Annotated in this window: 18 protein-coding genes; 5 read left to right on the top strand and 13 right to left on the bottom strand. The window is 69.7% G+C overall.

Annotated features, from left to right (window positions below; translation table 11 throughout):
* Positions 1–11 precede the first annotated feature (11 nt).
* The 8 genes from secF to IEX05_RS02410 form a co-directional block, all read right to left on the bottom strand.
* On the bottom strand, positions 12–986 hold the full coding sequence (gene secF, locus IEX05_RS02445) for a protein translocase subunit SecF (RefSeq protein ID WP_188699786.1): 975 nt from the start codon (positions 984–986) through the stop codon (positions 12–14).
* Positions 986–2,722, bottom strand: coding sequence for a protein translocase subunit SecD (gene secD / locus IEX05_RS02440; RefSeq protein ID WP_188699785.1), 1,737 nt, complete (start codon positions 2,720–2,722; stop codon positions 986–988). Before secD ends, secF begins: the two co-directional genes overlap by 1 nt.
* 63 nt (positions 2,723–2,785) lie before the next feature.
* On the bottom strand, positions 2,786–3,262 hold the full coding sequence (locus tag IEX05_RS02435; RefSeq protein WP_188699784.1) for a preprotein translocase subunit YajC: 477 nt from the start codon (positions 3,260–3,262) through the stop codon (positions 2,786–2,788).
* Between the two features lie 120 nt (positions 3,263–3,382).
* Positions 3,383–4,381: a Holliday junction branch migration DNA helicase RuvB gene (gene ruvB / locus IEX05_RS02430; RefSeq protein ID WP_188699783.1), complete on the bottom strand. Its 999-nt coding sequence runs from the start codon at positions 4,379–4,381 to the stop codon at positions 3,383–3,385.
* Complete coding sequence (gene ruvA, locus IEX05_RS02425) at positions 4,374–4,988, bottom strand: Holliday junction branch migration protein RuvA (protein ID WP_188699782.1); 615 nt, start codon at positions 4,986–4,988, stop codon at positions 4,374–4,376. The genes ruvB and ruvA overlap by 8 nt, the downstream gene beginning before the upstream one ends.
* 9 nt (positions 4,989–4,997) lie before the next feature.
* Positions 4,998–5,585, bottom strand: coding sequence for a crossover junction endodeoxyribonuclease RuvC (ruvC, locus tag IEX05_RS02420; RefSeq protein WP_188699781.1), 588 nt, complete (start codon positions 5,583–5,585; stop codon positions 4,998–5,000).
* A gap of 66 nt (positions 5,586–5,651) precedes the next feature.
* A complete protein-coding gene (locus IEX05_RS02415; protein WP_188699780.1) occupies positions 5,652–6,410 on the bottom strand; it encodes a YebC/PmpR family DNA-binding transcriptional regulator in 759 nt (252 codons plus the stop codon).
* A 44-nt stretch (positions 6,411–6,454) separates the two neighbouring features.
* Entirely contained in the window at positions 6,455–7,357 is a 903-nt protein-coding gene (locus IEX05_RS02410; protein WP_188699779.1) for a L,D-transpeptidase, read from the bottom strand.
* A 26-nt stretch (positions 7,358–7,383) separates the two neighbouring features.
* Here IEX05_RS02410 and pdxY point away from each other — a divergent pair, with 26 nt between their 5' ends.
* Positions 7,384–8,235 (top strand): pyridoxal kinase PdxY, encoded by an 852-nt coding sequence (gene pdxY, locus IEX05_RS02405; protein WP_188699778.1) that lies wholly within the window; start codon positions 7,384–7,386, stop codon positions 8,233–8,235.
* A 67-nt stretch (positions 8,236–8,302) separates the two neighbouring features.
* On the opposite strand, the gene pdxT is transcribed toward pdxY, so the two are convergent.
* Together pdxT and pdxS are read right to left on the bottom strand one after the other, a co-directional pair.
* Complete coding sequence (gene pdxT, locus IEX05_RS02400; RefSeq protein ID WP_188699777.1) at positions 8,303–8,881, bottom strand: pyridoxal 5'-phosphate synthase glutaminase subunit PdxT; 579 nt, start codon at positions 8,879–8,881, stop codon at positions 8,303–8,305.
* On the bottom strand, positions 8,881–9,771 hold the full coding sequence (gene pdxS / locus IEX05_RS02395; RefSeq protein ID WP_188699776.1) for a pyridoxal 5'-phosphate synthase lyase subunit PdxS: 891 nt from the start codon (positions 9,769–9,771) through the stop codon (positions 8,881–8,883). The genes pdxT and pdxS overlap by 1 nt, the downstream gene beginning before the upstream one ends.
* Before the next feature lie 76 nt (positions 9,772–9,847).
* Here pdxS and IEX05_RS02390 point away from each other — a divergent pair, with 76 nt between their 5' ends.
* Positions 9,848–11,182, top strand: a complete 1,335-nt coding sequence (locus IEX05_RS02390) for an aminotransferase class I/II-fold pyridoxal phosphate-dependent enzyme (RefSeq protein WP_188699876.1) — start codon at positions 9,848–9,850, stop codon at positions 11,180–11,182.
* A 137-nt stretch (positions 11,183–11,319) separates the two neighbouring features.
* Here IEX05_RS02390 and IEX05_RS02385 read toward each other — a convergent pair whose 3' ends face one another.
* From IEX05_RS02385 to IEX05_RS02375, 3 genes are read right to left on the bottom strand one after another with little or no spacing between them, the layout of a single operon-like run.
* Complete coding sequence (locus IEX05_RS02385; RefSeq protein ID WP_188699775.1) at positions 11,320–12,150, bottom strand: carbohydrate ABC transporter permease; 831 nt, start codon at positions 12,148–12,150, stop codon at positions 11,320–11,322.
* On the bottom strand, positions 12,143–13,039 hold the full coding sequence (locus IEX05_RS02380; RefSeq protein ID WP_188699774.1) for a carbohydrate ABC transporter permease: 897 nt from the start codon (positions 13,037–13,039) through the stop codon (positions 12,143–12,145). The genes IEX05_RS02385 and IEX05_RS02380 overlap by 8 nt, the downstream gene beginning before the upstream one ends.
* Complete coding sequence (locus tag IEX05_RS02375) at positions 13,032–14,354, bottom strand: ABC transporter substrate-binding protein (RefSeq protein ID WP_188699773.1); 1,323 nt, start codon at positions 14,352–14,354, stop codon at positions 13,032–13,034. The genes IEX05_RS02380 and IEX05_RS02375 overlap by 8 nt, the downstream gene beginning before the upstream one ends.
* 210 nt (positions 14,355–14,564) lie before the next feature.
* Between IEX05_RS02375 and IEX05_RS02370 the strand changes: the two genes are divergently transcribed.
* From IEX05_RS02370 to IEX05_RS02360, 3 genes are read left to right on the top strand one after another with little or no spacing between them, the layout of a single operon-like run.
* Positions 14,565–16,028, top strand: a complete 1,464-nt coding sequence (locus IEX05_RS02370) for an LLM class flavin-dependent oxidoreductase (RefSeq protein WP_188699772.1) — start codon at positions 14,565–14,567, stop codon at positions 16,026–16,028.
* On the top strand, positions 16,025–17,206 hold the full coding sequence (locus IEX05_RS02365) for an acyl-CoA dehydrogenase family protein (protein ID WP_188699771.1): 1,182 nt from the start codon (positions 16,025–16,027) through the stop codon (positions 17,204–17,206). The genes IEX05_RS02370 and IEX05_RS02365 overlap by 4 nt, the downstream gene beginning before the upstream one ends.
* A 13-nt stretch (positions 17,207–17,219) precedes the next feature.
* Positions 17,220–18,395 (top strand): acyl-CoA dehydrogenase family protein, encoded by a 1,176-nt coding sequence (locus IEX05_RS02360; RefSeq protein WP_188699770.1) that lies wholly within the window; start codon positions 17,220–17,222, stop codon positions 18,393–18,395.
* The last annotated feature ends 6 nt before the right edge of the window (positions 18,396–18,401 follow it).

The raw sequence follows: 18,401 nt of genomic DNA, 5'->3' as shown, positions 1-18,401 counted from the left end.
TAGGACGAGGATCAGACCGCCTCCGACCGCGCGGCGCGCACGCGGGCATCGGCCTGGGCGATCTTCGGTTCCCGCTCGCGCATCCACGAGTACAGCGGCGCCGAGACGAACAGCGTCGAGTAGGTCGCGACGATGATGCCGATGAAGATCGACAGCGAGATGTCGCTGAGGGTTTCGGCGCCCATTCCGAACACACCGATGAACAGGATCGCTGCTACGGGGAGCGCGGCGACGACCGACGTGTTGATCGATCGGATGAGCGTCTGGTTCACACCGAGGTTGACCGACTCGCCAAAGGTGCGGTCGCCGACTTCCTCATCCGTGTTCTCGCGCACCTTGTCGAACACGACGGTCGTGTCGTAGAGGGAGTACGCGAGGATCGTCAAGAATCCGATCACGGCGGACGGCGAGATCTGGAAGCCCGCGAGCGAGTAGATGCCGATCGTCACGATCAGCACGTCGACGAGGCCGATGATGGCCGCGACGGACATCTTCCACGTGCGGAAGTAGATGGCGAGCACGAGGAAGGTGAGCGCGAGGAAGATCCCGAGGCTCCAGAGCGCCTTCTTCGTGACGTCCGCGCCCCAGGTCGGGCCGATGAACGACTCCGTGACCTCGTCGTCGGATACGCCATAGGCGTCCGCGAGGGCAGCCGTGATGTCGCGCGTCTGGTCGTTCGTCAGCGTCGAGGTCTGGACCTGAATGTCCTTCTCGCCGATGACCGTGACGGTCGCCTCCGCGTCACCCGCGACGCCGTGCACGGCCTCGGTGGCGATGCTCTGGTCGAGCGACTCCGGCGCCGAGACGGTGAATTTGGATCCGCCGGTGAACTCGATCGACAGCGGCACGCCGCGGAGGAAGGGCGCGACGATCGAGATCACGACGAGCGCGATCGCGATGATGAACCACAGCTTCCGCTTCGCGACGAAGGGGATGGAGGTCTTGCCGGTGTAGAGATCGTTGCCGAGATCGTTCATCGAGCGCATCAGGCGTCACCCTCCCCGTTCGTGGTGTTGGTATCGCGCGAGGCGAGCTGGTTCTCCTGGGCGAGCTTGCGTTCGGCGATCGTCTGCCGCTTCGCCGCCTCGCCCCGCGAACGGCGCTCGCGCCCCTTCGCCGCGGACGGCGTCCGGAAGCTCGCGCGCGCGGCGTAGACGGCGCCCAGCGCGTTCGGGTCGAGACCCGAGAGCTTGTGCCCACCGCCGAAGAACGGCGTGCGCACGAGCAGCTGCATGACGGGATGCGTGAACACGACGAAGATCAGGATGTCGATCAGGGTCGTAAGCCCCAGCGTGAAGGCGAAGCCCTTCACCGTCGCGTCGGCCATGATGTAGAGCACCACGGCGGCCAGCACGTTGATGGACTTCGCGCTGAAGATCGTGCGCTTGGCTCGCGCCCAGCCGTCCTCCACGGCCGCGAACGGCGTCTTTCCGTCGCGCAGCTCGTCTCGAATGCGCTCGAAGTACACGATGAACGAGTCGGCGGTGAAGCCGATCGTCACGATCAGACCGGCGACGCCGGCGAGCGAGAGACGGTAGTCGATGCGCCAGGAAAGGAGGCAGAGCGCGATATAGGTCAGAATCGCCATCACGGCCAGCGACGCGATGATCACGAAGCCGAGCGCGCGGTAGCTGACGAGCAGCACCCAGGCGGCGACGAGGGCGAGACCGATGAGACCCGACACGAGGCCGACCATGAGCTGCTGCGAACCGAGCGTCGCCGAGATGGTGTCGCTCGAGACCACCTCGAAGCTCATCGGCAGCGCGCCGAAGCGCAGCTGATCGGCGAGCGTCTTGGCCGTCGCGTCCGTGAAGTTGCCCGAGATCTGGGCGCTGCCGCCCGTGATCACGTCGTTCATGCCGGGGGCAGAGATGACCTGACCGTCGAGCACGAAGGCGAACTGGTTCTGGAAGCCCGTCAGGTTGACGAGGCGCTCGCTGATCGCGGTGAACTTCTCGGCGCCGCTCTGCTCTTCGCCGTCGATGGCCCGCGAGGAGAACTCGATGTTGACGACCCACTGGCCGTTCTGCGGATTCACTCCGGACGAGGCGTCGGAGATCTCCGAGCCGTTGATCTCGACGGGCCCGAGGACGTAGGAGCGCCCCTCGGTGTCGCAGGTGACGAGCGGCTGGTCGCTGGGAGCGTGTGCCGCGTCGTTCGACTCGTCGCTGCAGTTGTACGTGGAGACCTCGGCCATGAGCTTTTCCGTCAGCCAGTTCACGTCGCTGGCGTTCGTCGGCGAGGCCGTCGGCGTCGCGTTCATGGAGGCGTCCGGCGTCGGGTATGGCGTGGACTCGCCGTCCTCCCCGACGAAGCTCGTCGCGGGCACCGTGGTGTACAGCACGGGACGCAGCTGCATCTGAGCGCTCGACTCGATGCGGTCGCGCTGGGCCTGATCTGGGTTGCCGGGCAGGGCGACGACGATGTTGTCGGATCCCTGCGTCGTAATCTGCGCCTCGGAGACGCCGGAGGCGTCGACGCGCTGACGGATGATCTCCACCGCCTGCTGCAGCTGATCAGCGCTCGGCTCGACGTCGCCCTCGGTCTCGGCGCGCATGGTGATCTGCGTGCCTCCCTGCAGGTCGAGAGCCAGCTCGGGCACCCAGGTGCCCTCCTTGAAAACATGCACACCGAGCGCGTTCGCCCCGAAGAGGACGAGCGTGATGCCCAGGAGGCCGATGAGTGTGCGCCATGCACGGCGCGTGGGAGTACTTGTCGCCACGACGGGTTTGCCTTACGTCAGTCGCTGTGGAAGGTTATGCGGCGGCGCCTCCGGCGCCCACCGTTAGTTGTTCTTCGAGTCGCCGGGGGTGTCGTCGCGCTTCTTGTCGCGCGAGTCGTCGGTGTCGAGCAGGCCGCCGTACACGTCCTCGTCCGTGATCGTCACCTCGACATCCTCGTCCTTCTTCTCGTCGAGCGCCGTCTCGTGAACCTCGTTGACCTCGTCCTCGTACTCGTCGACCTGCTCGTCCTCGGCCTCCTCGGCGACGTGGTACGAGTTCTGGTCGAGCGTGATCGTCTGCGCGTGCACCTCGATGTCGACGCCCGGCGCGATCTCGATGACGGCGGGGCGCGTGAGGTCGTCGGCGTCGAACTCGACGAGCGTGCCGTACAGGCCGCTGCGCGTCATCACGCGGGTGCCCGGCACCATCTGACGCTGGCGCTCCTGCTCGTCTGCCTGCATCTTCTTGCGGCGGCGGTTCGACGATACGAACATGAAGATGAGAAGTCCGGCGGCGACAACGAGGAGCACGATATCCATACGGCAGGGGCCTTTCGGGGGTTCAAAGAGATTCGTCACCCGCGCCGCACGTCGTGCGGCCTTGCGGGAACAGCGGCGCCAGAAAGCCCCGGCGCGTCCCGAGAATTATAGGGCATGCCCCTATGGCGCGATCCCGAGGTGCGCATAGGCATCGGGGGTCGCGATCCGGCCGCGGGGCGTGCGGCCCATGAACCCGATGCGCACTAGGTAGGGCTCCACGACGCTCTCGACGGTGTCCGCCTCTTCACCAACCGTCACGGCCAGCGTCGACAGCCCCACGGGGCCGCCCTGGAACCGGTGCACGAGCGCTTTCAGAACGGCCCGGTCGAGGCGGTCGAGACCGATCGCGTCGACGTCGTAGAGCTCGAGCGCGGCGCGCACGCCCTCGATCGAAACGGATCCGTCGGATCCGTTCACCAGGGTCCAGTCGCGCACGCGACGAAGGAGCCGGTTCGCGATGCGCGGCGTGCCGCGCGAGCGCCGGGCGATCTCGCCGCGCTGCTTCGCGTCGAGATCGACGCCGAGCACGCTCGCCGAGCGGTCCACGACGTGTTCCAGTTCGCCGGCGTCGTAGTACTCCAGGTGGGCGGTGAAGCCAAATCGGTCGCGCAACGGGTTCGGCAACAGGCCCGAGCGGGTCGTGGCACCGACGAGCGTAAAGGGAGCGAGCTCCAGCGGGATGCTCGTCGCCCCGGCCCCCTTGCCGACCATGATGTCGATGCGGAAGTCTTCCATCGCGAGGTAGAGCATCTCCTCCGCCGAGCGCGCCATGCGGTGGATCTCGTCGATGAACAGCACCTCTCCCGGCGTGAGGCTCGACAGCAACGCCGCCAGGTCGCCGGCGTGCTGGATCGCGGGACCGCTCGACATGCGCAGCGGACGCCCCGACTCGTGCGCCACGATCATCGCGAGCGTCGTCTTGCCGAGGCCAGGGGGGCCCGCCAGGAGAATGTGGTCGGGCGTGCGGTCCTGCAGCTTGGCGGCCTGCAGCAGCAGCTGCAGCTGGCCGCGCACCTTGTGCTGGCCGACGAACTCGTCGAGGCTCTGGGGGCGCAGCGCACCCTCGACCGCGAGCTCGATGTCGTCCTGCGGCTCGGGCGAGACGATGTCGTCAACCACGCGCGCCCCCCGACTTCGCCGGGCCGAGGGCCGCGAGGGTCAGCCGCAGCAGGGATCCGACGCTCGCGCGGTCGGCGTCGCTCGCGGTTTCGCTGACACGGTCGACCGCCTCGATCGCCACCCGCTCCGCCCAGCCGAGCCCCATGAGCGCCTGGACGACCTGGTCCGAAACGTCGGGCGCCGCAGGCGCCGCGGCCTCGCGCGTCGGCGCGGCGAGACGACCCTGCAGTTGGACGACGATGAGCTTGGCGGTCTTCGGTCCGATTCCAGACACCTTCCGGAACGGCCGGTCGTCTTCGGCGTCGACGGCCTCCGAGATCTGATCGATCGTCAGCGTCGCGAGGATCCCGAGGGCCGACTTCGGGCCGACGCCGTTCACGCCGAGAAGGGTGCCGAACACGTCGAGCTCGTCGGCCGTCGCGAATCCCACGAGGTTCATGGCGTCCTCGCGGACGATGAGGTGCGTGTGCAGGAACAGCTCATGACCCACGCGCGCCGTGCGCGCGACGTCGGGCGGCACCGCGACGGAGAAACCGACCCCCGAGACCTCGAGGACGACGGTGTCGAGGCCGGCATGAAGCACGGTGCCGCGGAGCGAAGAGATCATTTGACCAGCCTAGCGCGCGCTTCGCACCTTTGTTCGACTGACACGCGCCCGCTTCTCCGCTTCGGCCCAGGCCCTCTGAGCGGGTGTCTGCGCGCCGGCGCCAGCGACTCCCGCGGCCGCTCCCCCGCGCCACGCGTGGCAGAGCGCGATCGCGAGCGCGTCCGCGGCGTCGGCGGGCTGCGGCAGCTCGTCGAGCCTGAGCACGCGAGCGACCATCTTCTGCACCTGCAGTTTGTCGGCGGATCCGTACCCGGTGATCGCGGCCTTCACCTCGCTCGGCGTATGGGTCGCCGTGGGGATCCCCCGCTCGGCGGCGAGCATGAGGGCGATGCCGGAGGCCTGCGCCGTGCCCATCACGCTCGCGACGTTGTGCTGCGCGAACACCCGCTCGACGGCGGCGACCTCGGGGGCGAAGGCGTCAAGCACCTCGCGGATCCCGTTCGCGATCATGGCGAGGCGGTTTCCCGGATCCATGTCGGCGGGCGAACGAACGACGCCGACGTGGACGAGCGTTGCGGTGCGGTTCGGCGCGACGTCGACGATGCCGATGCCGCAGCGGGTCAGGCCAGGGTCGATTCCGAGAACGCGCGTCGTCATGGGTTCAAACGTAATCGCCCCGCGGCCGCCTGTCGGCAGTCGCGGGGCGATTCGCACGGGATCCGATTACTCGGCGGCCTCGAGTTGGGCCTGCACCTCTTCGGAGATGTCCATGTTGGTGAAGACGTTCTGCACGTCGTCGAGGTCTTCGAGCGCGTCGATCAGCTTGAACAGCTTGCCCGCCGTCTCGGCGTCGAGCGGGACCTTGACGTTCGGGACGAACTCGGCGTCGGCCGACTCGTAGTCGATGCCGGCGGCCTGCAGCGCCTGACGAACCGACACCATGTCGCTCGCCTCCGTGATGATCTCGAAGCCCTCGGGGTGCGGCTCGATCTCCTGCGCGCCCGCCTCGAGCGCGACCATCATGACGTCGTCCTCGCTCGTGCCCTCGGCGGATGCGACGATGACGCCCTTGCGCTCGAAGTTGAACGCGACGCTGCCCGGGTCGGCCATGTTGCCGCCGTTGCGGGTGACCGCCGTGCGCACCTCCGCGGCCGCGCGGTTCTTGTTGTCGGTCAGACACTCGATGAGCATCGCCGTGCCGCCCTGGCCGTAGGCCTCGTACATGATGGTCGTGTACTCGACGGCCTCGCCGCCGATGCCCGCGCCGCGCTTGATGGCGCGGTCGATGTTGTCGTTCGGAACCGACGTCTTCTTCGCCTTCTGAACGGCGTCATACAGCGTCGGGTTGCCCTGCACATCGGGGCCGCCCATACGGGCCGCAACTTCGATGTTCTTGATCAGCTTCGCGAACGACTTTGCACGCTTGGCGTCGATGACGGCCTTCTTGTGCTTCGTGGTCGCCCACTTGGAATGTCCAGACATGTGCCTCCTCGACCTTCCATTTTACGCATGCCGCCCCGCGGCCGTTACGAGATGTAGACGGGCGTCCCCTCGGGGAGCGCCGCGAGGGCCTCGATCGCCTCGGGGGCCACCCGGATACAACCGTTCGAGATCGCGCCGGATCGAACGTCGTGATAGTGGAACGCCGTCACGGCGACGCTCTGACCGTCGTAACCCGCCAGGGTCGGCGACTGCACGCCGAGATACACGATCGGGTGGCCGCGCGTGTACGCCAGCGACTCGACGACGTCCTCGAACATGATGAAGGTGCGCCCGACCGGCGTCGGCGTCGCCTCCGTGCCGAGCGCGAAGTCCGTCGCGACGACCTCGTTCGACTCGGCGTCGTCCGTCGTCGTCGCGATCTCGATCGTGCGCTCCTCGAGATCGACGTGCACGCTCTGCTCGGCGGGCGTGAGCTCGAGGTCGGCGACGCGCATCCACCCGGAGAGCTGGCTCGGGTCGCCGTCGCCCGCGGCCGCATGGCGCCCGACGAGGAGGACGCGCGCCCAGTTCTCGTCCATCTCGACGACGGGCACGTTCGCGCCGCTGAACTGCTGGTCCTGCCCGAGCCAGGCGACCGGCTCGCCCGTCGGATCCGCGAACACCGGCGCGCCCGCGACATCCGCCGCCCGCGCCGTGAGGCCGAGGGTGGGCGCATCCGGGTCGTCGTCGACGGGCAGCTCGGGATGGATCCCGAACACGTCCGCCCGCGGGAGGCCACCCGCCTCGTACGAGGTGGTGTTCGCGGGCGGTCCCGTCGGTGTCGGGGAGGGGGTGGGCGTCGGCGTCGCGCTCGCCGTCTGCGAGGGCGAGGGCGCCTCGGCCTCCGGCTCCTCGCCCCCGCTCGGCCAGAGCATCGCCGTCGCGACGATGGCCGCGGCCGCGCACACCGCGATCGCGGCACCGATCCAGATCCCCCGCTTCGTCATGACTTCCATGGTGGCATGATCGAAGGATGCAGATCCTCTCGATTCAGTCCGCGGTGGCGTTCGGCCACGCGGGCAACTCCGCCGCCGTGTTTCCGATGCAGAGAATCGGGGTCGAGGTGCTTCCTGTCTATACGGTGAACTTCTCGAATCACACCGGTTACGGGGCGTGGCGCGGCCCCGTGATGGATCCGGCGGACGTCGCCGCGGTCATCGAGGGCGTGGAGGACCGCGGCGCGTTCCCCACGCTCGACGCCGTGCTGAGCGGCTACCAGGGGTCCGAGGGCATCGCCGACGTCGTCATCGATGCGGTCGCGCGCGTGAAGGCCGCGAACCCCCGGGCGCTGTACGCCTGCGACCCCGTGATGGGCAACGCGCGCTCGGGCTGCTTCGTCGCCCCGGCGATCCCCGCGCTGCTGCGCGACAAGGTCGTGCCGGTCGCCGACATCATCACGCCGAATCAGTTCGAGCTCGGCTTCCTCACGGGCACCGAACCGCACACGATCGAGGAGACGCTCGCCTCCGCCGACGCGGCCCGCGCGATGGGACCCTCGACGATCCTCGTGACGAGCGTCGAAAGGCCCGACCGCGAGGAGGGCACGATCGAGATGATGGTCGTCGATGACGATGGCGCCTGGATCGTGACGACCCCGTACCTGCCGATGAAGGCAAACGGATCCGGCGACGTGACGGCCGCACTCTTCACGAGCCACTACACCGCGACGCGCGACGCCGCCGATGCTCTCGCCCGCACCGCCTCGAGCGTGTACGGCCTGCTCGAGCAGACCCATGCCGCGGGGACGAAGGAGCTGCTGCTCATCGAGGCGCAGGAGCACTACGCGAACCCCCGCATGGAGTTCGAGGCGCGCCGGCTGCGCTAAGCCGAAAAGGACGTCGCCTTCGGAAGGAGGAACCTGCTTCCGAAGGCGACGTTCCCGTGCGCGGCGGCTACGCCGTGAGAGCGAGGAACCTCTCGTGGAAGCGGGTCTCCCCCGTCTGCTCCGGGCGGAAGCTCACGCCGAGAAGCCTCCCCTGCTCGGCCGCCACCACCTGCCCGCCCGGGAGCGTCGCGAGCGCGCGGGCCGCGGATCCGAGTTCCTCGATCACGGGCGCGCGAATGAAGGCGGCCCGAACCGGCGGATCCCCGAGCTCTGGCACCGCGAGATCCGTTTCGAAGGATTCGCTCTGGCGCCCGAAGGCGTTCCGGCGCACCGTCACGTCGAGCCCACCGAAGCTCCGCTGACCCTCGATCCCGTCGACGATGCGGTCGGCGAGGAGGATCAGGCCCGCGCACGTGCCGAAGACGGGAAGGCCGTCGCGGATCTTCTCGACGAGCGGCTCTCGCACCCCGAAGGAACGCGAGAGCTTGTCGATGGTCGACGACTCGCCGCCCGGGATCACGAGGCCGTCGATCTCATCGAGTTCCTCCGGCCGGCGCACGCGCACCACGCGCGCGCCGAGCGAGCCCAGCATGGCCTCGTGCTCGCGCACATTGCCCTGCAGGGAAAGGACGCCGACGGTCGTCATCACCAGCCGCGCTCCGCGAGGCGGTGGGGCGCGGCCAGATCGGACACGTTGATGCCGACCATCGCCTCGCCGAGGCCCCGGGACGTTTCGGCGATCACGGCGGGGTCGTCGAAGAACGTCGTCGCCTTGACGATGGCCTTCGCGCGCGCCGCGGGGTCGCCCGACTTGAAGATCCCGGAGCCCACGAAGACCCCGTCGGCGCCGAGCTGCATCATCATTGCGGCATCGGCGGGCGTCGCGACGCCGCCCGCCGTGAAGAGCACGACCGGCAGCTCGCCCGTGCGGGCCACCTCGGCCACGAGCTCGAACGGCGCCTGAAGCTCCTTCGCCGCGACGTACAGTTCGTCGTCGCTCTTGCCCGCGAGAGCGCGGATCTCACCGCGGATCTGACGGATGTGGCGCGTGGCCTCCGACACGTCTCCCGTGCCCGCCTCGCCCTTGGAGCGGATCATCGCCGCACCCTCGGTGATGCGGCGCAGCGCCTCGCCGAGATTGGTCGCGCCGCAGACGAACGGCACGTCGAAGGGCCACTTGTCGATGTGATTGACGTAGTCGGCGGGCGAGAGCACCTCCGACTCGTCGATATAGTCGACGCCCAGCTGCTGGAGGACCTGCGCCTCGACGAAGTGCCCGATGCGTGCCTTGGCCATCACGGGGATGGACACCGCCTCGATGATCCCGTCGATGAGGTCGGGATCGCTCATGCGGGCCACGCCGCCCTGCGCGCGGATGTCGGCGGGCACGCGCTCGAGGGCCATCACGGCGACGGCGCCGGCGTCCTCGGCGATCTTCGCCTGCTCGGCCGTGACGACGTCCATGATGACGCCGCCCTTCAGCATGTCTGCGAGCCCGCGCTTGACGCGGCTGGTTCCCGTGGCGTGAGTGGTCATGGCGCTCCTTATGGCCTAGGTCAATGATTGATCTAGGCCAAAGTGTAGCCTCCTCGGCGTGAGACAATCGACCACGATGTCCGAGTCTTACGACGCGATCTCCGGGAGCACCGCCGCCGAGATCGCCGCCAGCGTGCGCGCCCTCATCGAGCGCGGATCGCTCGCGCCCGGCGACGCGCTGCCTCCCGTGCGCGCGCTCGCCGAATCCCTCGGCATCAATCGCAATACGGTCGTGGCCGCGTACCGGCAGCTCGCGAGCTCCGGGATGGCCGCGGGCCATGGTCGCGCGGGAACGCGGGTGGCCTCCCCCGATCCAGTGGCGCAAGAGGGCTTCGCGCAGCGCTCGCCGGATCGACCGGCGCACGCGCGCGACGTCGGCACCGGCAACCCGGATCCCGCCCTCATCCCGGATCCGTCCCGCGCGCTCGCCCGCGCCGCGGGGCGCCCCGTGCTCTACGGCTCGCCCGTCGTGGATCCGGGGCTCGAGGAGTGGGCGCTCGATGTCCTGGGCGCGGACCTCGCCCCCCGGGACGTGCGGATCACCGTGACCGGCGGGGCCTCCGACGCCCTCGACCGGCTGTTCACCGCGATGCTCACCCCGGGCGATCGCGTCGCGATCGAGGATCCGGGCTTCCTGACGGGCATCCACACGCTCCGCATCGGCGGGTACCCCGCCGTCCCCGTGCCGCTCGATGAGGAGGGCATCACCGTGGAGGGATTGCGCGCCGCCCTCGAGCAGGGCGTGCGAGCGGTCGTCTGCACGCCGCGAGCGCACAACCCCACCGGCGTGTCGATCACGCCGCGCCGCGCCGCGCAGTTGCGCGAGGTGCTCGCCGACCATCCCTATGTCCTGGTCATAGAGGACGACCACTTCTCCCTGCTCTCGACCCGGCCCTACGCGTCGCTCATCGGCGCCGACCACGAGCGCTGGGCGCTCGTCCGCAGCGTCTCGAAGTTCCTGGGACCGGACATGTCGGTGGCGCTCGTGGCGACCGACCCGCGAACCGCGGAGCGGCTCGGTATGCGCCTCCGGCCCGGCATCGCGTGGGTCAGCCACCTTCTGCAGCGCCTCGCGCTCGCGATGCTGACCGACGATGAGACGCGCGCCGGGATCGCGGCGGCCGCCGAACACTACGCCGAGCGCAACGCGGCGTTCTGCGCCGCGCTCGAACGACACGGCATCGCCTGCGCGCCCGGCGACGGCCTGAGCGTGTGGGTTCCCGTCGCGGATCCTGCGGACGAGGTCGCCGGGCGGCTCGCCGAACGCGGGTGGATCGTGCGATCGGGCGACGAGTTCCGCGTCTCCCCCGACGCGCCGCCCTCCCACGGCCTTCGGGTGACGGCTCACGAACTCGACGACGACGAGCAGGACGCCCTCGCCGGCGCGATCGCCGACTCCTCCCACGGCTAGGGAAGCCCGCGCCCGACGACGCTGCCGCCGCCTCCCCCGCGAGATCGCATCGATCTGCCGAGATCGCACCGAAATCGAGGCGATCTCGCGAAAAGGGTGAGACCTCGCGGGAGGGGCGCGCGGGTGGGGCGCGCCCCCTACTTCAGCGCGCCGGAGGTGAGGCCCTCGACGAGACGCTTCTGCAGGAGACCCGCGACGGCGAGCGGCGGGATGGCGCCCATGAGCGACGCGGCCGCGACTTTGCCGAAGTCCTGGATCCGCTCGCTGAGCAGGAGACCGATGACCACGGGCACGGTGCGGGACTGCTCGCTCTGCGTCACGAAGGCGGCGAAGAGGTACTCGTTGTAGCTGAGGATGACGACGATCACCCCGACCGCGACGAGTGCGGGACCCGTGAGCGGAACGATGATGCGCACCAGCACCCCGAACTCCCCCGCGCCGTCGAGGCGTGCCGCCTCCTCGAGCTCGACCGGCAGGCGCCGGACGAAGCCCTCCAGCAGCCACACCGCGAGGCCCACGTTCATGATCGCGTAGAGCAGGATGAGGCCCACGAGCGTGTTGTTCAGCCCGAGCACGCGCAGGAGCATGAACAGCGGCACGATCGCCACGATCGGCGGGAGCAGCCACGGCGCCAGGAAGGTGCCCGCCAGCAGGCGCCCGCCCGTGCGGAACCGGACGATCGCCCACGCCGCGGGCAGCGCGAGCGCAAGGCTGACGACAGAGCTCACGATCGACACGAGGAGCGAGTTGACGATGGCACCCGGTACCGGCCCGGAGAATGCCTCGGTCCACGCCCCGAGGCTCGGCTGTGTCGGCAGCACGCGCCCCGCGGCGACCTCGCCCTGGGACATGAACGACACGGATACCAGGTACAGGATCGGCACGATCGAGGCGACCAGTGCCGCGACGAGCCATCCGGTGGCGATACGGGACGAGCGGCGGCCATCGGCCGCGATCCGTTCAGCCATGGCTCCTCCTTGCGATGAGGATGGGCGGAAGGGTGATGATCGTCACGACGAGCGCCAGTAGCAGGGTGATCGCCGCGCCGCGGCCGACGTCGAACTGTTCGATCGCGGCCTTCCAGACGAGCCACGCGGGAACGGAGCTCGCGTCGCCCGGCCCACCCTTTGTCATGACGTCGACGAGGTCGAAGATCTTGAGCGCGAGCACGAGGCGGATCACGAACGCCGCCGCGATCGTGCCGGCGACGGCGGGGACGGCGATGCCGCGCAGCAGGCGAAGCCCGTGCGCGCCGTCGAGCGCGGCCGCCTCCATGATTTCGCGATCGATGCCGAGGAGGGCCGCGAAGACGAGGATCGTGACGAGGGGCGCCCACTCCCAGATGTCGGCGACGGCGATCCCGACGATCGCGAGCACGGGATCCGAGAGGAACGCGATGGGGTCGGACCCCGGGGCCACCACGCGACGAACGGCGTCGATCAATCCGCCGTTGGGGGTGAAGATCAGGCGCCAGAGCACGCCCACGACGACGGGCGGCAGCGCGAGCGGAAGCAGGAGCACGACGCGCGAGGCGGACCCGGAGAGCGCCGAGCGCCACAGGGCCAATGCCGTCACGGTGCCGAGGAATGTGGAGGCGGCCGCGACGATGAGGGCGTACACCACGCCGCGGAGGAGGGCGCCGAGAACGCTCGTATCCGTCGCCGCCGCGACGATCTGCTCGAGGCCGACGAACTCCTGAAACGGCTTGCCGAGGCTCGACCGCGTGACCGACGCCCCGACGATGAAGACGAGCGGGTACAGGCCGAGGATCACGGTCACAAGCACGGTGGGTGCGACGAACCCCCGTCGGACCCACCGTGCGGCCCCCCGGCCTCGAGTGCGCGCGAGCTCAGTCATCGCCGAGCAGCGTCTCCCACTGCTCCTGGACGCGCTGCATGGTCTCCTCGACGGTGCCGCCCGTGCCCGCGATCAGCGCGGCGAGCTCGTCGGTCAGAACCTGAGCGGCCTGCGTCGAGTTCTTGCCGGTCGGCCACGCGAGCGCGTCGCTCAGCGTCGCACGGTTGACCTCCTGGATCTCCGGGAACTTCTCGCCGTACGTCGCATCCTCCAGGGTCGACAGCCGGCTGGGGTCGATTCCGGTCGGCGGCTCGGCCGTGAGCAGCGCACCGTTCGCCTCGCTCGATGCTGCGAACTGGATGAAGTCCTCCGCGAGCTCGCGCTTGTCGGTGTTCGCCGCGATCACCCAGCTGAACCCCGCCACGAGGGACGCCCGCGGCTCCTGGCCCTCCTCCCCGACGGGGAGCAGGGTCACGCCCCACTTTCCGGCGACCGGGCTGGCGGTCGATTCGGACTCGGTCTGCACGCCGAGGTCGGTCCAGTTCTCGATGAAGGCGACCTTCCCCGCAAACCAGGCGCTGTTGCCCGCCCCGAAGTCGGTCTCGGCGGGAGTGGGCAACGCGACGTCGTTGATGTCGACGAGCGCCTGCGCGGCCTGGATGGCCTCCGGGCTGTCGAGCGCCGGCGCGCCGTTGTCGTCGAGGAAGGATCCGCCGAAGCCGGCGAGGCGGTTGGCGAAGCTCGCGCCGAGGATCAGCGGGGACTGTTGCCCGAACACGGACGCGCCGTAGATACTGTCGGCGCTCTCGTTCGCGGTGATCGTCGTCGCCTGTTCGCGGTACTCGTCCCACGTCGCGGGCGGCGTCGTGAACCCGTTTCGCTCGAGGATCTCCTTGTTGTAGAAGAGCACGTGCGTGTCGCCGTCGAACGGGATGCCGTAGACCTTGCCGTCGAGCGTCGAGTACGGTTCCCAGATCGACGGGATGAAGTCGTCGACGTCGAGCTCGGGGGTCTCGTCGACCCAGTCGGTGAGGTCCTGGATCGTGCCGTCCGCGGCGAGGTCGCCTAGCGAGACGTACCACGGTGCGGCGACGTCGATCGTGTTGGCGCCCGACTGCTGGTCCAGCGTCAGGTTCGATGCGATCTCGTCGTAGGGCGACAGCACCGGGTTGATCTTCACGCCCGTCTTCTTCTCGTACTCGGCCGCGAGCCATTCGGACGCGCCCTCGTGCGATTGGTTGAACAGCACGGTCAGCTCCTGCTCGCCGCCGGCGTCGCCGGACTCCGGCGAGCAGGCGACGAGTGCGCCGGCGCCGGTCATCATGATGATCGCCGACGAGAGGGATACGACGCGTGCTCTGCGGGATCGGGTCATGGTGTGCTCCGTTGTCGCTGTGGGGCCGGTGCGGTGCGCACGCGGTGAGGTCGAGTTTTCGGTGATCTGCGCTCCGCGCGCAAACCGCCGCGACGTTTTTCGACACGGTCCGTAGCAGAACGACATGTTCCGTCATCGGCCGTAGCACGACAGCGTTCGCGGGACGCGCGAGCCCTACCGTGGAGCCACCGAACGGAACGGATCCCAGCGATGAAGCGCATCATTCTCAACGCATTCGACATGTCGTGCGTCACTCACCAGGCCCCCGGGCTGTGGCGCCACCCCGCGAACCGGGCGGACCGCTACACCTCGCTGCAGGAGTGGGTCGAGCTCGCGCGCCTGCTCGAACGCGGCGGCTTCGACGCACTCTTCCTCGCCGACGTCCTCGGCGTGTACGACGTCTGGCGCGGATCCGGCGAGGCCGCGCTCACGGACGCCGACCAGGTGCCGCTCGGCGACCCGATCATTCCGATCTCGGCGCTGGCGTACGCCACCGAGCACCTCGGCTTCGGCATCACCGTCGCGTCGACCTACGACCATCCCTATGCCCTCGCCCGCCGCTTCTCCACCCTCGATCACCTGACGGACGGCCGAGTCGGGTGGAACGTGGTCACGAGCTACCTCGACTCGGCGGCCCGCAACCTCGGCCGCGAGACGCAGATCGCGCACGACGACCGATACGCGGTCGCCGAGGAGTTCCTCGATGTCGCCTACAAGCTGTGGGAGGCCTCGTGGGAGGACGGCGCGGTCGTGCGCGACCGCGAACGGGGCGTCTTCACGGATGCGACGAAGGTGCACCCGATCGAGCACGCGGGCGAGCACTTCCGCGTCCCCGGATTCCACCTCTCGGAGCCGAGCCCGCAGCGCACGCCCGTCATCTTCCAGGCCGGTGCCTCGCCGCGCGGGCGCGAGTTCGCCGCGAAGCACGGTGAGGCAATCTTCATCAACGGGCTGACCCCGGAGCAGACCCGCCCGATCACCGATGACATCCGCTCCCGCGCCGAGGCCCTGGGCCGCCCGGCCGAGACCGTCAAGATCCTGGTCCTCGCGACCGTGATCGTCGCGGCGACGGATGAGGAGGCGATCGCCCTGGAGCGGGAGTACCGCGGCTACGTGTCTCAGGAGGGCGCGCTCGCGCTCTACGCCGGCTGGTCGGGCCTCGACCTGTCGACCTACGACCCCGACACTCCCCTCGAATACGTCGACACCGATGCGGCGCGCTCCGCGCTCGCCGCCTTCACGACCTACGACCCCGACCGCGCGTGGACCCCGCGCGACATCGCCGACTACGTCGGCATCGGAGGCATCGGCCCCGTGATCGTCGGCGGCCCGGCGACCGTCGCCGACGAGCTCGAACGGTGGGTCGACGTCGGCGGGATCGACGGTTTCAACCTCGCCTACGTCGTCACCCCCGGGAGCTTCGAGCAGATCGTCGAGCACCTGATCCCTGAGCTGCGCCGACGGGGCCGGGTCTGGAGCGAGTACCCCTCGGGCACGCTGCGCGGCCGGCTGTCTGGCGACGGCTCGCCGAGCGTGCCGGGATGGCACCCGGCCGCGGCCCATCGCGGATCGCTGGTGGGCCGCACGAGCGTCGCCGACGCGTCGGGCCCCGCCTGGAACGACCCATCCGAGACGAACGACCCATCAGAGACACCAGAGGAGACCACCCGATGACCGCACACGCCGATCGACAGCGCTGGCTCGCCGTCGCCGAGGATCTCGCGCGCACGCTCCGCGAGGACGTGCTCGAACGCGACCGCTCCGGTGCCGATCCGCTGCCCCAGCTCGATCTGCTCCGCGGATCGGGCCTGACGACCCTGCTCGTGCCCGCCGAGTTCGGCGGGCAGGGCGCGACGTGGAGCACGGCCGTCGCCGTCGTCCGCACCCTCGCCCGCGCCGACGCCTCCGTCGCGCAGCTGCTGGCCTACCACTACGTGAATGAGTCGAACGCGGGCTTCGCGGCGACGCCCGAGGTGGGCGAGCGCTGGTATCGCGCGTCGGCGGCGAACCGATGGGTGTGGGGCGACTCGGTCAACCCCACCGACCCGGACCTCGCCTTCGAGCCCGCCGCGGGAGGCTGGATCCTGAGCGGCACCAAGCGATTCTCGACCGGTGCCTCCGCGGGTGACGTCGTGCTCGTGAGCGGCACCGTCCGCGGCGGGGACGACGATGGGCGTATCCTCACGGCGGTGCTCGAGCGCAGCCGTGAGGGCGTCACGCCGCTCGGCGATTGGGACGCGCTCGGCCAGCGGCAGTCCGCGAGCGGATCCGTGCGCTTCGACAGCGTCGCTGTCGGCGAGGACGATGTCATCGCCTGGGGCAGCGACGAGCCGTTCGCCTCGCTGTTCACGCCCGCCATCCAGTTGGCCTTCGGCAACCTCTATCTCGGCATCGCCCAGGGCGCCCTCGCCCAGGGCGTCGAGCTCGTCCGCGAGCGCCGAGGCTCCTGGTTCCTCTCGACCGCCGACCGCTACCGGGATGACCCGTTCACGCAGCGCATCGTCGGCGACCTTGACGCGAAGATCGCCGCGGCGGAGGCCCTCGCCGACCGCACCGGCGAGGCGTTCGACGAGGTCGTCGCCCTGGGACGCGCCGCCACGGCGGAGGACCGCGGGCGCATCGCCGTCGAGATCGCGCGGCTCAAGATCGTGACGAACGAGACCGCCCTCGACACCGCGCACCGGATCTTCGAGGTCACCGGGTCCAGCTCCGCGAAGGCATCCACGGGACTCGACCTGCACTGGCGCAACATCCGCACCCACTCGCTGCACGACCCCGTCGACTTCAAGCGCCTCGAGGTGGGCGCCTACGTGCTCAACGGCGAGAACCGGCCCATTTCGCTCTACACCTAAGGACAGGCGGGTCATGACTCAGACAGACGGATACCGGGCGCTGCGGGACCGCATCGCGCCGATTCTCGCCGAGGCCGCGGAGGGCGTGATCGAGCGCGATCACACGCGCGCGCTTCCGCGCGAGGCGGTCGCGGCGCTCGCGTCGGCGGGCCTCGGACGCGCGCGCGTGCCCGCGGCCGACGGCGGCTACGGCCTCACGATCCCCGAGTTCGCGGACGTTCTCGTGGAGATCGCGACGGTCGATGCCAACCTCCCCCAGGTCTTCCGCGGACACATCGCGTGGGTCGAGGAGGTCCTGCTACGTCCCGCGTCGCCGTGGCGGGACGAGTGGATCGGGCGCCTCGTCGCCGGCGAGATCATCGGCAATGCGTGGAGCGAGTCGGGATCGGGCGCGCTCGGGACACAGCAGACGGTCCTCGGCGACACGCTCACGGGAAAGAAGTACTACTCGACAGGGAGCATCTACGCCGACTGGATCGACGTGGTCGCCCAGCGCGGCGACGAGCAGGTGGGCGTGCTGGTGCCGACCGCTCAGGATGGCGTGACGGTCTCCGACGACTGGGACGGCTTCGGTCAGCGCGGCACCGGCACCGGCACGGCCACGTTCGATGCCGCGACGGTCGATGCCGGATCCGTCGCTCCTGTCGCGGACCGCTTCGGAACGCAGACGGCGCTCTACCAGCTGGTGCTCCTCACGGTGCTGGCGGGTATCGCCGCCGCAGCGGAGCGCGACACGGCCGCGGCGCTTCGCTCGCGGAGCCGGGTCTACAGCCACGGAACCGCCGACCGCGCGAGCGCGGATCCGCAGCTTCTTCAGGTGGTCGGCGAGGTCTCCGCCACCGCCTTCGCCGCGCGTGCCGTGGTGCGCGACGCGGCCGCGGCTGTCGCGGAGACGCTCTTCGGCGGATCCGCCGTCGGCGACGTCGACGCGATCGCTCTCGCCGAGATCCGCACCGCGCAGGGGCAGATTGCGCTCACCGACTCGGTGCCGCGCGCCGCGACGCGCCTCTTCGACGCGCTCGGTGCCTCGGGAACCAGCGCGGCGACGGCGCTCGACCGCCACTGGCGCAACGCGCGCACCGTGGCCAGCCACAACCCGTGGGTCTACAAGGCCCGCATCGTGGGCGATTGGTCGGTCAACGGGAACGTCTCGGATCCGCTCTGGGCGATCGGCGTCGCGACGCCGTAACGGCTC

The sequence above is a fragment of the Microbacterium nanhaiense genome (assembly GCF_014646015.1).
Lineage (GTDB): Bacteria > Actinomycetota > Actinomycetes > Actinomycetales > Microbacteriaceae > Microbacterium > Microbacterium nanhaiense.
The sequence above is the reverse complement of the archived record's forward strand: the minus strand, read 5'-3'. Positions and strand labels throughout refer to the sequence as shown.

Coding starts and splice junctions, on each gene's coding strand:
- IEX05_RS02410 (WP_188699779.1), bottom strand. CDS start 7,357: ATGACGAAGCGGGGGATCTGGATCGGTGCCGCGATCGCGGTGTGCGCG.
- IEX05_RS02415 (WP_188699780.1), bottom strand. CDS start 6,410: ATGTCTGGACATTCCAAGTGGGCGACCACGAAGCACAAGAAGGCCGTC.
- IEX05_RS02390 (WP_188699876.1), top strand. CDS start 9,848: ATGTCCGAGTCTTACGACGCGATCTCCGGGAGCACCGCCGCCGAGATC.
- IEX05_RS02365 (WP_188699771.1), top strand. CDS start 16,025: ATGACCGCACACGCCGATCGACAGCGCTGGCTCGCCGTCGCCGAGGAT.
- IEX05_RS02375 (WP_188699773.1), bottom strand. CDS start 14,354: ATGACCCGATCCCGCAGAGCACGCGTCGTATCCCTCTCGTCGGCGATC.
- pdxS (WP_188699776.1), bottom strand. CDS start 9,771: ATGACCACTCACGCCACGGGAACCAGCCGCGTCAAGCGCGGGCTCGCA.
- ruvC (WP_188699781.1), bottom strand. CDS start 5,585: ATGACGACGCGCGTTCTCGGAATCGACCCTGGCCTGACCCGCTGCGGC.
- IEX05_RS02380 (WP_188699774.1), bottom strand. CDS start 13,039: ATGACTGAGCTCGCGCGCACTCGAGGCCGGGGGGCCGCACGGTGGGTC.
- IEX05_RS02435 (WP_188699784.1), bottom strand. CDS start 3,262: ATGGATATCGTGCTCCTCGTTGTCGCCGCCGGACTTCTCATCTTCATG.
- pdxT (WP_188699777.1), bottom strand. CDS start 8,881: ATGACGACCGTCGGCGTCCTTTCCCTGCAGGGCAATGTGCGCGAGCAC.
- IEX05_RS02360 (WP_188699770.1), top strand. CDS start 17,220: ATGACTCAGACAGACGGATACCGGGCGCTGCGGGACCGCATCGCGCCG.
- IEX05_RS02385 (WP_188699775.1), bottom strand. CDS start 12,150: ATGGCTGAACGGATCGCGGCCGATGGCCGCCGCTCGTCCCGTATCGCC.
- ruvA (WP_188699782.1), bottom strand. CDS start 4,988: ATGATCTCTTCGCTCCGCGGCACCGTGCTTCATGCCGGCCTCGACACC.
- secF (WP_188699786.1), bottom strand. CDS start 986: ATGCGCTCGATGAACGATCTCGGCAACGATCTCTACACCGGCAAGACC.
- IEX05_RS02370 (WP_188699772.1), top strand. CDS start 14,565: ATGAAGCGCATCATTCTCAACGCATTCGACATGTCGTGCGTCACTCAC.
- pdxY (WP_188699778.1), top strand. CDS start 7,384: ATGCAGATCCTCTCGATTCAGTCCGCGGTGGCGTTCGGCCACGCGGGC.